This is a genomic window from Roseofilum sp. KMC-1 (genome assembly GCF_057802075.1).
Genome location: NZ_CM173605.1, coordinates 3,553,587 through 3,565,279 on the forward strand (window position 1 = coordinate 3,553,587; position 11,693 = coordinate 3,565,279).

Below are 11,693 nucleotides of genomic sequence, written 5' to 3' on the forward strand. Positions count from 1 at the left end.
TATGAGTATCTCTCTAACTCCTGACCAAGAAGAATTGATTCAAACTAAGCTCGCTTCTGGGAAATATCAAACCTCTGAAGAAGTAATTTCCACGGCCTTGCGTCTGTTAGATGAATGGGAAAAAGCCCAAGCCCAATGGGTGGAAGATGTGGGGGATAAGATTGATGCGGCAGTATCTGTGTCCAAACACACACCACCCATTGATGGTGAACCCTTCATCAATGAGATTTTAGAGCGGCTGCGTAGAGCGCGTTAGGATACAACGATGAACCGCTATACCCTCAATATTCTAGCCACCCAAGATCTCAATCAGATTGCTGAGTATTTTGCCCAATCCAATGTAGACGTAGGAGAGCAGTTTTTCCTTGAGTTTAATCAGCGATGTAAACAACTGGTTGATTTTCTCTATTCCGGTAAAAGCCATGCTGATTTGCGTCCTGGACTCCGAGGTTTATCATTTAAGGGTTATATTATCTTTTATCGCGTTCTGGAGGATGGGGTGGAGATCTTGCGAGTTTTGAGTGGTCGTCGGAATCTTCCTCAATTCTTTGAGGAATCTGAATAAGCTGGTTGTTCCTATTCCCTTACACGGTTTCTAGCTTCTAGAGGGCATCAGACAGGATGCAGATTAAAGGCATTCTCCAGTTAAATAAGTCACTCTTGGGGGGGACGGCGCTGTTGGGGTTAGGCTCCATTGCGGCGGGTGCTTTGGCGGGGCCGTTTTTTGGAGCTGTGGCCAACTTTGCGGCGGGGATGGTGGCGAATAACTTGGGGGCATTGGTTGATAAGTTACGCGACAATCGGGATATTTTACGCAATCAAGATTTGGCGAAGGCGGCAGCACGGGCAATCGCCTTAGCTTTGGGGAAAATCAGTTATCAGTTTCCAGAAATTCAAGGTCAATTACAACACTTAGCCAGTCAGACCGAAGCCTATTGGCTCCAGTGGGAAGAACAAGCGCAAACAGAACAAGCCCAAAAGCTCACCCTGTTTGAGTCCGTGCGAGAAGAGCAACTGGTGAACATTTTTGCCCAGAGTCCGGAGGAGTTTAGCCAGTATGAAGTGTTGCAGCTTCCTGAATGGCACGAGTTGGCCACTTGGCTCTTCCAGCAAGGTTGCCAGCAGGGGGCGCTGTTGGGGGAGTTGGCGGACTATAAAGATATTATTGATTCTTTAGCTCAGGAGTTGCAGAAAAACTTTAATAAGAATCTGCGGGAAGTTCTCAAAGACGATGCCAAGAATGGGGGAGAAGCGTTTGCGGGCATGTTGCTCGATTTGCATGGCGCGACATTAGCCAAACTGGACAATCTTGAGCAGGAAATTAAGCAAGAGTTTCAGAAACTGGGGACTCGTGAGGATATCTGTCAGGCTTTAGAGCGGGTGGAGTCCGGCATTCATCAGGAATTGCAAGAGATTAAGGCCATGTTGGTGGTAGTGCTGGAGTTGCTGCATCAACGGGGGAACGAGCAGGAAGGGGAGCAACCGCCCAATTTGCGGTCTTTCGATGTTTTGCCCATGCAGCCGCCCCTGTCCTTACTTTGTCCCTATCTGGGTTTATCGGCGTTTCGGCAAGAGGACAAACATTTATTCTTTGGTCGAGATGACTTGATTGAGGAATTGGTAAAAGTTGTACAGGCTCAGGCCATTGTACCGGTGATTGGGCCGTCGGGGAGTGGAAAATCTTCCGTCGTGTTTGCCGGGTTGATGCCTGAGTTAGAGAAAAAGTCCGGTTGGTTGATAGAGTCCTTGCGGCCGAAAAAAGATCCCTTGTATGAACTGGCACGGGCACTGTTGCGGTTAACTGCTCCAGAGACGGAACTGCAAGAAGAGAACATCAACGCGCCTATCGTGGCTCAACGGTTGCGAAATGACCCCTCGACTCTAGAAAAGTGGCTTGGTTCCCTGTTGGAGAGGGAACGGGAGAAGCGGATATTGCTGGTGATTGACCAGTTTGAGGAAGTGTTTCCGACTGGGGAGCGAGGTTTATTTGTGCAACGGGTGCTGGCAGGGGTGAAAGCGCTGAACCAGAGGAGTCTGCGGGTGACGCTGCTGTTTACGATGCGGGCAGACTTTATGGAAGAGGCTTTATCTGAACCTAGATTAGCAGAGGTTTTGGATCGCGATGTGAAGGTGAAGCCCATGAATGCGGAGCAATTGCGGGCAGTGATTGAACAACCGGCTCAGGGGTTGGTGCAGATAGAGGAGGGGTTAACGGCGCGGATATTAGGGGATTTGTTGACGGAAAAGGAGTCATCCTCGGAGCAGACAGGGGAACCGGCGGGATGTTTGCCGTTGGTGGAGTTTGCCCTAGAGAAACTGTGGCAAGAACACGAGCGGGGATGGCTCACCCATGAAGCCTATGAGAAGATTGGCGGGGTGAAGGGAGCGATTGCCCAACATGCGGAGTCCGTGTTTCAGCATCTGGAGCCAGGGGAACAGGAGACGGTGCGGCAACTGTTGATTCAACTGGTGTATCCGGGAGTGGAAAATCGCCATACTCGGAAAATTGTAACGCGATCGGAGTTGGGGGAGCAGCAGTGGTCTATGGCTCAGGAGTTGGCGCGGGCAGAGTATCGGCTGGTGGTGACGAAACGCAATGAGGAGACAGAAACGGTTGAGTTAATCCATGAGGCGTTAATTCGGGAATGGGGACGGTTGCAAGGGTGGATTAAAGATGACGGAGAGTTTCGCCGTTGGCAAGAGCAGTTAGAAGTGGAGCGGAAATTGGGGGACTGGCTGCAAGGGAAGCGGTTGACTCAGGGGGAGTATTGGTTGCAGTCACGGGCAGGAGAACTGAGTGGGGCGCAGCAAGGGTTTATTCGGCAGAGTATCGAGGAGCGAGACAAGCAACGGCGACGGGTGGTACAAGGGGCAGTGGCTGTGGGAGGAGTGATGACGGTTTTGGCAGCAGCCGCAGGGTTGTTTGGATGGCAGGCAGAGCGACAGAGAGTCGAGGCAGAGCTGCGAGCCGATGCCTTATCTGCACAGACGCTGGTGGAAGTCAGACCTATGCCTGCTCTGACTCGTGCCATTGCAGCAACAGGGAGCAGCGAGCAGAAGCTCGGCCAGGTCTTGCCGTTGGTGCAATCGAGTTTAGCGGAAACTGTGCAAGTCAGCCGCGAACGTCAACATTTTCAGGGTCATCAGGATTATGTCACCTCTATCGCCCTCTCTCCCGATGGCTCGAAGATCATTTCTGGCAGTCGGGACAGTACCCTACGGGTGTGGGATATAGCTACAGGAAATTCTTTAGCTCTCCTAGAAGGTCATCAGGACAGAGTATATTCTATTGCTATTTCCCCCGATGGCTCTAAGGTGATTTCTGGCAGTCGGGACAATACCCTGCGGGTGTGGGACATCGCTACGGGAGAGTCCTTAGCTGTCCTGGAGGGTCATCAGGATTCGGTCACCTCTGTTGCCATCACCCCCGATGGCTCTAAGATTATTTCTGGCAGTTCAGACAATACCCTGCGGGTGTGGGATATGGCTACAGGAGAGTCCTTAGCCGTCCTGGAGGGTCATCAGAGTTGGGTCAGCTCTATCGCCATCACCCCCGATGGCTCGAAGGTCATTTCTGGCAGTGAAGACAATACCCTGCGGGTGTGGGACATCGCTACGGGAGAGTCCTTAGCCGTCCTGGAGGGTCATCAGAGTTGGGTCAGCTCCATCGCCATCACCCCCGATGGCTCTAAGGTCATTTCTGGCAGTGAAGACAATACCCTGCGGGTGTGGGACATCGCTACGGGAGAGTCCTTGGCCGTCCTGGAGGGTCATCAGAGTTGGGTCAGCTCTATCGCCATCACCCCTGATGGCTCCAAGGTCATTTCTGGCAGTCGGGACAATACCCTGCGAGTGTGGGATCTGTCTACGGGAGAGTCCTTGGCCGTCCTGGAGGGTCATCAGAATTGGGTCACCTCTATCGCCCTCACCCCTGATGGCTCTAAGATAATTTCTACTAGTGGGGATAGTGTGCGGGTATGGGATCTGGCTACAGGAGAGTCCTTAGATGTCCTGCAAGTCGGAGCTATCTCTGCTGTCCTCAGTGCCGATGGTTCCAAGCTTATTTCTGGCAGTTGGGACAATACCCTGCGGGTGTGGGACATCGCTACGGGAGAGTCCTTAGCCGTCCTGGAGGGTCATCAGGATTCGGTCAGCTCCATCGCCATCACCCCCGATGGCTCCAAAGTCATTTCTGGCAGTTGGGACAATACAGTGCGGGTGTGGGACATCGCTACGGGAGAGTCCTTAGCCGTCCTGGAGGGTCATCAGGATTATGTCAAGTCCATCGCCATCACCCCCGATGGCTCCAAAGTCATTTCTGGCAGTTGGGACAATACAGTGCGGGTGTGGGACATCGCTACGGGAGAGTCCTTAGCCGTCCTGGAGGGTCATCAGGATTATGTCAAGTCCATCGCCATCACCCCCGATGGCTCCAAGGTCATTTCTGGCAGTGGGAACAATGGAGTTAACACTGATGGCTCCGAGGTCATTTCTGAGAGTTGGGACAATACCAATACCCTGCGACTGTGGGATCTGTCTACAGGCGAGTCCCTAGCTGTCCTGAAAGGTCATCAGAGTCGGGTAATCTCTATAGCCCTCACGCCAGATAGCTCTAAGGTCATTTCTGGTAGTGGGGACAATACCCTGCGGGTTTGGGATGTGGTTACAGGAAAGTCCTTAGCCGTCCTGGAGGGTCATCAGGGTGCGGTCAACTCCATTGCCATCACCCCCGATGGTTCTAAGGTCATTTCTGGCAGTCGGGACAATACCCTGCGGGTGTGGGACATCGCTACGGGAGAGTCCTTAGCCGTCCTGGAGGGTCATCAGAGTATGGTCAGTTCCATAGCCATCACCCCCGATGGCTCCAAAGTCATTTCTGGCAGTTGGGACAATACAGTGCGAGTGTGGGACATAGCTACGGGAGAGTCCTTAGCCGTCCTGGAGGGTCATCAGGTTGGGGTCACATCTATCACCATCACCCCCGATGGCTCCAAGGTCATTTCTGGTAGTGAGGATAATACCCTGCGAGTGTGGGATCTGTCTACGGGAGAGTCTTTAGCCGTCCTCAAGGGTCATCAGGATAGGGTCAACTCTATCGCCATCACCCCCAATGGCTCGAAAGTCATTTCTGCCAGTTCAGACAAGACCCTGCGGGTTTGGCCGGCAATGTGGCAAGGGTGGTTAGAGGTGGGATGCAATAGAATGCGGTTCCATTCTTCATGGGTTCGCGCCCCCCTGGAGCCACCCTCAGAGGAACGGGAGATTACCTTAGAAGCAGTTCGCACCTGCGAGCGCTTAGTCTGGAGCGATAGGTCAATCGCCGAGTTGCGGATACAGCAGGGTTTAGCCGTAGCGGAAGCTGGCGATACAGACGGTGCGAAGAAGCTATGGGAACAGGCCCGGCGCTTGGATGAGGCGGTGTATGAGCAGTATGAGGAGCGCTTGGAGAGGTAGCCCTTCGACTTCGCTCAGGGCACGGGGATGGCGGGGTTTAGAAACCGGGTTTCTGGCAGAGATGAGGGCATGGCATCAAGGTCGTGAGAAACCCGGTTTCTCGCTCCCAGGGGATGGGGCGGGTTTAGAACATTGATTTGTGGGTGTTCTAGATTTGGGTATAACCCGCCCCTACATGGATAAGCGTTTAGTTGCCTCGCCGATAATCAGGAGTTGAAAAACGATCGCCGATTGGGTCTTTTCATCCCCTAAAAAGTCCTGTCGAGTCAGACCTTGCTTAAATTGATTAATTTTTTCAGCCGCTCGTTGAATGTCGAAGAGCGTTTCTTGATCTCTATCTGGCATAGCTCTGGTCGGTATAAACCACTTGGGCAGTGGAAAGGATTTCTTGGCGACGGATGGGATTTGGGCTGCGTAAAATGGCTCGTTTACTAATTAAATCAACTTTACGATGCAAAATTCCTTCTAATTCCTGTTGCATTTGGATATGGTCAAATAAACTCCAATCTGCATCCTCAGCAAAGGCAATGAGCAGATCGATATCGCTATCTCTATGAAAGTCATCTCGCAGGATAGATCCAAAAAGGGAGAGTTCAGTTACCAACCAGTGCTGGCAAAAGCGGTTAATTTGCTCTTGGGGCCAATCAATATGTCGATTGATGGGGCCAGATAGAGAGTTCATCACTAGAGACTTTGTGGAAAGGGGTATTCTCCCATCATAATTTAGGACTTACACAACGACTTCATATATAGCTTGGTGCGTTACACTTCGCTTTTCATGTCCACTTGCGGAAACACACCCTACGGATAGAGACGGCGATCGCCTCTCTCCCTTTGCTACAATTAAACCATCATCTCTTGGCTAACCCAATGTATGATTGCCACTCCCCTTTCTTCGGTTCATCTTCGGCTAATTACCACTGCTGATTATCATCGAATGGCAGAAATTGGCATTCTGGGAGCCGATGAACAGGTGGAACTTATTGCGGGACAAATTATCCAGAAAATGCCCAAAGTCCCTGCCCATAGTCCGTTGTGCAAACGGATGGAAAAACGGCTAGAACATCATTTGGGCGATCGCGCTGATGAAGTGTATTTGATCGTTAAAATTGCTGATACTACGATTGACCGCGATCTCAGCACTAAAGCCAATCTCTATGCAGTAGCAGGTATCACTGACTACTGAGTTTTCAACATTACCTCACAACAACTTCATATTTTTCAAGACCCTCAACCCAATGGTTACCAGCGCCAGCTCATTTTGCTCGGTCAACAGTCTGTAAGTCCTCTGGCTTTTCCAGATTGCACAATTACAGTGCAAGAGTGCTTTTAGACGAAAAGACGGCTCGTCTAGGGAATAAAAAAAAGGATGCTACACCATTGAGCGTCTCAGCTAAAGAGGAAAATACTTTACTGTTGCCACAATGAGGCGAACTGCAAAGCTAGGAATTTGGGTGTCCTGTGCCAACCTCTTCAACTGGCGATCGCCGAGTAGCATCCTCTCGGAAGGGTTTCTTTCGCTCTTTCTAATCAAGATGATAACGCAAGAATATCAATAAGGCTAATGCAATATTGATGATAATTATGATAGATTTATATCTATGAATTTCAGGTCTTAATTGAGGAAAAGGTTTTGAGGCAAGCGACTCTGCATCAATTAAAAGTTTTTGAAGCCGCAGCCCGTCACGGCAGCTTTACACGGGCGGCAGAAGAGTTATATCTAACTCAGCCTACCATCTCTATGCAAGTTAAGCAATTAACGAAAGCGGTGGGAATGCCCTTATTTGAACAAATCGGTAAACGCTTATATCTAACAGAGGCAGGTCAGGCGCTTTTCGCAGCTTGTCGTGATATTTTTGAGCGCATATCCCAGTTAGAAATGACCATTTCCGACTTAAAGGGATTGAAACAAGGACAGCTTAAACTGAGCGTAATCACTACAGCCAAGTATTTTGTTCCTCGTTTACTGGGGCCCTTTTGTCAACGCTATCCAGGTGTCGATTTTGCCCTTCAGGTACTCAACCATGAAGGATTACTCGCTCGCATGGCTGAAAATCTCGACGATCTCTATATTCTCTCCCAAGTGCCCGAAAATTTAGATGTTGCGGCTCATCAGTTCCTAGAAAATCCCTTAGTGGTTTTAGCCCAGCGAGAACATCCCCTCGTCGGACAAGAAAAGATTCCCCTAGAGCGCCTATCTGGGGAACCTTTTATTATGCGAGAAGAGGGATCAGGAACTCGTCGTGCTGTTGAGAAACTCTTTAATGAGCAGAATATTACCGTTAAAGTCAAACTGGAGTTAGGCTCTAATGAAGCCATTAAACAGGCGATCGTCGGCGGGTTAGGTCTCTCCGTTTTATCTTTACATACCTTAGCCCTAGAAGGAGCAACGGGAAAACTGGCGATCCTAGATGTGGAACATTTCCCCATTGAACGCAACTGGTTTGTCGTCTATCCCAATGGTAAGCAGTTATCTGTAGTCGCAACTGCTTTTTTAGAGTATCTCTTGGATGAAGGCAAAAAAGTGGCTCAAGAGACAGCCATAGGCAAAATGATCGGTTAACCCGCTCTGCTTACTTACTGGTTTATGAAACCGGTCTTTTGACTGGAGCCGATCCATTGTAAATTAGGAAAAATTAACCGGGTGAGCGCCAGTTGGAGATGTACTAGAAAGGACAAAGGTTTGCAGGCTGAGTGTGGTGTTGAGGAGTTTTTTACTAAACGGTTCGCTGCTATGGCAATATCGCCATTTGGGTGGGTAATGGGTTAATCTCCCTGTATCTGAGAGTTCCCATTTCCCGATTTCCCCAGTTTAGGGATGCACATAAACCAACCAACCTACTAGGGTGACAAAGAAGCTAACCCCAAGCAAAATCGTGAGGACATAAAGTTGGGACTGGCCAGCCGAGCTATACTTTAAGCCTTCGCCACTAAACAGGGTGACCATACCCACCAGGTTAACCAAACCATCGACAATATAGCGGTCAAACCAAGAGGTCAGTCGAGCAGATTGTTCTACGGCAAACACAACGGTCATCCGATAGAGGCGATCGATATAAAAATCATAGGCTAACAGATCTTGGATCAGCTTAACCGGCTTGATAATTGACCGAGCTAAACTACGCTGTAGGGGAATCTTGACCCCAATCACACATCCAGCCACACCCGATAGAATCACTAGAATCACCGTAGCTTTATGAACATAAGTGAAGCTGGGAATGAGGGATAATTGATGTAATAGCCAGGGACAAACTAAGGTGATAATGATTAAGCTCACCATCGGTACAGCCATGGGCCAAGGAACTTCAGGGGCCCGGCGGGTTTTGGGTTGGACTTCTCCAGCAAAGACGAGACGATAGACCCGTGTTAAATTTACAGCACTAAGGGCATTCACCAATAAGAGGACGACCAGTAACCAAGGTTCGTAATACCAAAAGTCATCCGCACCTAAGCGCAAAGCCCAAAAACCGCCTAGGGGTAAAAGTCCCACTAAACCGGCACTACCAACCAGAAATGAGGTGGTGGTAACGGGCATTTTGGCCTGTAGTCCCCCTAACTCGGTTAAGTCTTGGCTACTGGTGGTGAGGATAATCGAACCGACACTCATAAACAATAGAGCTTTGGCGATCGCATGGGCAAACAATAACATCAAAGCAAATCCCGTCCACTGTGTCCCCACCGCAATAAACACTAAGCCTAAATAGGCACTGGTGCTGTGGGAGAGGGCCCGTTTAATATCCACTTGGGCTAAAGCTACTAAAGACGCTCCGATGGCCGTCATAATGCCAATGACCACTAATGTTGCTGAAGCCACCGGAGAGAGGGCTAAAATCGGTTGCAGCTTAATCAACACATAAGCCCCACAAGCCACCACTACCGAATTTCTCAAAATGGAGGCTGGATTTGGCCCTTCCATGGCCTCATCTAACCACAAATGGAGGGGAAACTGGGCACATTTTCCCGTTGGCCCGGCAATCAAGGCTAACCCTAGCACCGTAGCAAACCAGGGGGATAATTGGGCCGTTTCTGCCCACACATAGAGGCGATCAAAATCCAGGGTTCCGGCGGTAGTTCCCAAAGTCACCAACCCCATCAGCAAGAGAATATCGCCCACCCGTTTGGTCAAAAAGGCATCTCTAGCCGCCGTCACCACCAAAGGCTGGGCATACCAAAAACCGACTAACAGATAGGTCGATAGGGTCAGCATTTCCAGCAAGCCATAGGTCAGCAACAGGGACTCACTGAGGGCAATACCACTCATCGCTGCCTCAAAAAAGCCCATTAAGGCAAAAAATCGCGCCAGGGCCCAATCTTTTTCTAAATATCCCAGAGCATAGAGTTGGGCTAACAAGCTTAATCCCGTAATCAGTGACATTGCCCCTAGGCTAACCGCAGAAATGCTTAAGGTGAAGGCAAAGTCAATATCAATTACCTTGAGCCAGTGAAAAACAATCAGATAGGGTTCTCTGTCCCAAACGAGATTAAAGACGATCAATCCATGCACTAAGGCTAAAACTGTCATCAGCAGGTTAAAGTAGGCTGCTGGTCTCGGGCCGGTACGCCGGATCATCCGAGTTGACCAAGGTAAGGTGAGAATGGCTCCGACTAAACCATAGAATGGAATGCACCAACTCGTTTCTAGAAAATATTCAGACATAAATTAAGATAATGAGCTAATCTACTGGATTTTAAGAATTGATTTAAAGTTTTAATCTTAGTTTCTTGACATTTTTAGGGTTTTGATCTCCACTACTCTCTTGGCTACGGGACGATCCTATCCCTTAGCCTACCCTAAAAGAGACTCGATCGAGTGACGATCTTGCCGGGTGATAAGCTTACCTATCCCTAGGGCGATCGCCCCCACTTTTATTAAGTATATTTACATATCTTATCTCATTTATTGAGTTGATCGATTATTATATATTAACTTTGTTAATAAAAAATTAATTTCTGTTAAGACATCACAAAAGTTAATTAATCAAATCAAGGGTTATTATGATTAATTCTATTGCCAGGAGAGTCATGCTTCCCATATCCTTAATAGAGAAGCAAAAATCTATTTTGCTTTCCTAGGAAATTTGGGTGTCCTAGTGCTATCTTTCGCTTTTTCAGATCAGGAGATTAACAATGCCCATAGCCGTTGGAATGGTAGAGACCCTAGGCTTTCCAGCCGTCGTCGAGGCTGCTGACGCAATGGTAAAAGCTGCCCGCGTGACTTTGGTGGGATATGAAAAAATTGGTAGTGGTCGGGTAACCGTCATTATTCGGGGAGATGTATCCGAAGTCCAAGCCTCAGTAGCTGCAGGGGTTGAATGCGCCAAACGGGTTGATGGAGGTCAAGTGCTATCAACTCACATCATTGCCAGACCCCATGAAAACCTAGAGTATGTTCTTCCCATCCGTTACACCGAAGCGGTGGATCAGTTCCGGAACTACTAGCATCATTAACAGCTTAGGATTGGGGTAGGTTGAGTGAGCAATCATCCCTCAACTTCCTCCTTAAGCTTCATCCATCTCCGTTAAACCGTTTAGGAGTCTTAAATCAATGTCAATTGCAGTTGGAATGGTAGAAACCCTGGGTTTTCCTGCCGTTGTAGAAGCCGCCGACGCAATGGTGAAAGCCGCTCGCGTCACCCTAGTAGGCTACGAAAAAATTGGCAGTGGTCGGGTTACTGTCATAGTCAGAGGCGATGTATCGGAAGTGCAAGCTTCTGTAGCTGCTGGGGTTGATAACATTAAGCGAGTCAATGGTGGAAAAGTCCTGTCAACCCACATTATTGCTCGTCCCCACGAAAACTTGGAGTATGTTCTCCCCATCCGTTATACCGAAGATGTACAGCAATTTGCCGAAAGTACGAACGCCATTCGGCCCTCTAGCCGTTAGGGTCTAATAATCAACAGATTAGATCCATGCAAATTGCTAAAGTTTGTGGCACAGTCGTTAGCACCCAAAAAGATCCGAGTCTAAGAGGGTCTAAGTTTCTGCTGTTGCAGTTGATAGACGAGCAAGGCCGTCTTCTGACTGAATATGAGGTAGCCGCCGATCCAAGCGTGGGAGCTGGATTAGATGAATGGGTACTGGTGAGTCGTGGCAGTGCGGCTCGCCAAGTTGAGGGAACCCAAAACCGCCCTGTAGACGCTATGGTTGTCGGTATTATTGATACGGTAACGGTTAATAATACTCGCGTCTATAGCAAAAAAGATAGCTATTAATATTCAGTCCTCAAGGGTCAGGGTTG

General features: G+C 49.1%; 11 protein-coding genes. 8 read left to right on the forward strand and 3 right to left on the reverse strand.

Going from position 1 to position 11,693, the window contains the following annotated elements:
• Nucleotide 1: 1 nt before the first annotated feature.
• From AC3FZD_RS16370 to AC3FZD_RS16380, 3 genes are read left to right on the forward strand one after another with little or no spacing between them, the layout of a single operon-like run.
• Nucleotides 2-256 (forward strand): ribbon-helix-helix domain-containing protein, encoded by a 255-nt coding sequence (locus tag AC3FZD_RS16370; RefSeq protein ID WP_488737054.1) that lies wholly within the window; start codon nucleotides 2-4, stop codon nucleotides 254-256.
• 9 nt (nucleotides 257-265) lie between these two features.
• The gene (locus AC3FZD_RS16375; protein ID WP_488737055.1) at nucleotides 266-565 is read left to right on the forward strand and encodes a type II toxin-antitoxin system RelE/ParE family toxin; all 300 of its coding nucleotides are present in this window, start codon (nucleotides 266-268) and stop codon (nucleotides 563-565) included.
• A gap of 56 nt (nucleotides 566-621) precedes the next feature.
• The gene (locus AC3FZD_RS16380; protein WP_488737056.1) at nucleotides 622-5,454 is read left to right on the forward strand and encodes an NACHT and WD repeat domain-containing protein; all 4,833 of its coding nucleotides are present in this window, start codon (nucleotides 622-624) and stop codon (nucleotides 5,452-5,454) included.
• Nucleotides 5,455-5,625: 171 nt separating this feature from the next.
• Here the strand turns inward: AC3FZD_RS16380 and AC3FZD_RS16385 are convergent, their stop codons facing one another.
• Both AC3FZD_RS16385 and AC3FZD_RS16390 read right to left on the reverse strand, forming a co-directional pair.
• Nucleotides 5,626-5,799, reverse strand: coding sequence for a HepT-like ribonuclease domain-containing protein (locus AC3FZD_RS16385; RefSeq protein ID WP_488737057.1), 174 nt, complete (start codon nucleotides 5,797-5,799; stop codon nucleotides 5,626-5,628).
• Nucleotides 5,789-6,136: a nucleotidyltransferase family protein gene (locus AC3FZD_RS16390; RefSeq protein WP_488737058.1), complete on the reverse strand. Its 348-nt coding sequence runs from the start codon at nucleotides 6,134-6,136 to the stop codon at nucleotides 5,789-5,791. Before AC3FZD_RS16390 ends, AC3FZD_RS16385 begins: the two co-directional genes overlap by 11 nt.
• A gap of 192 nt (nucleotides 6,137-6,328) precedes the next feature.
• Here AC3FZD_RS16390 and AC3FZD_RS16395 point away from each other — a divergent pair, with 192 nt between their 5' ends.
• Together AC3FZD_RS16395 and AC3FZD_RS16400 are read left to right on the forward strand one after the other, a co-directional pair.
• Nucleotides 6,329-6,640, forward strand: a complete 312-nt coding sequence (locus AC3FZD_RS16395; RefSeq protein ID WP_488737059.1) for a hypothetical protein — start codon at nucleotides 6,329-6,331, stop codon at nucleotides 6,638-6,640.
• Nucleotides 6,641-7,087: 447 nt separating this feature from the next.
• Nucleotides 7,088-8,017 carry a LysR family transcriptional regulator gene (locus AC3FZD_RS16400; protein WP_488737060.1) on the forward strand — a complete coding sequence of 310 codons (930 nt, stop codon included), beginning with the start codon at nucleotides 7,088-7,090 and terminating at the stop codon, nucleotides 8,015-8,017.
• 249 nt (nucleotides 8,018-8,266) lie between these two features.
• Here the strand turns inward: AC3FZD_RS16400 and AC3FZD_RS16405 are convergent, their stop codons facing one another.
• Nucleotides 8,267-10,111 carry an NAD(P)H-quinone oxidoreductase subunit F gene (locus AC3FZD_RS16405; protein WP_488737061.1) on the reverse strand — a complete coding sequence of 615 codons (1,845 nt, stop codon included), beginning with the start codon at nucleotides 10,109-10,111 and terminating at the stop codon, nucleotides 8,267-8,269.
• Nucleotides 10,112-10,581: 470 nt separating this feature from the next.
• Here AC3FZD_RS16405 and AC3FZD_RS16410 point away from each other — a divergent pair, with 470 nt between their 5' ends.
• The 3 genes from AC3FZD_RS16410 to ccmL all read left to right on the forward strand — a co-directional run bounded on the left by AC3FZD_RS16410 (nucleotide 10,582) and on the right by ccmL (nucleotide 11,667).
• Nucleotides 10,582-10,893, forward strand: a complete 312-nt coding sequence (locus AC3FZD_RS16410) for a carbon dioxide-concentrating mechanism protein CcmK (RefSeq protein WP_488737062.1) — start codon at nucleotides 10,582-10,584, stop codon at nucleotides 10,891-10,893.
• A 106-nt stretch (nucleotides 10,894-10,999) separates the two neighbouring features.
• Nucleotides 11,000-11,338 (forward strand): carbon dioxide-concentrating mechanism protein CcmK, encoded by a 339-nt coding sequence (locus AC3FZD_RS16415; protein WP_283751592.1) that lies wholly within the window; start codon nucleotides 11,000-11,002, stop codon nucleotides 11,336-11,338.
• A gap of 26 nt (nucleotides 11,339-11,364) precedes the next feature.
• The gene (ccmL, locus tag AC3FZD_RS16420; RefSeq protein ID WP_488737063.1) at nucleotides 11,365-11,667 is read left to right on the forward strand and encodes a beta-carboxysome shell vertex protein CcmL; all 303 of its coding nucleotides are present in this window, start codon (nucleotides 11,365-11,367) and stop codon (nucleotides 11,665-11,667) included.
• Nucleotides 11,668-11,693: the final 26 nt, after the last annotated feature.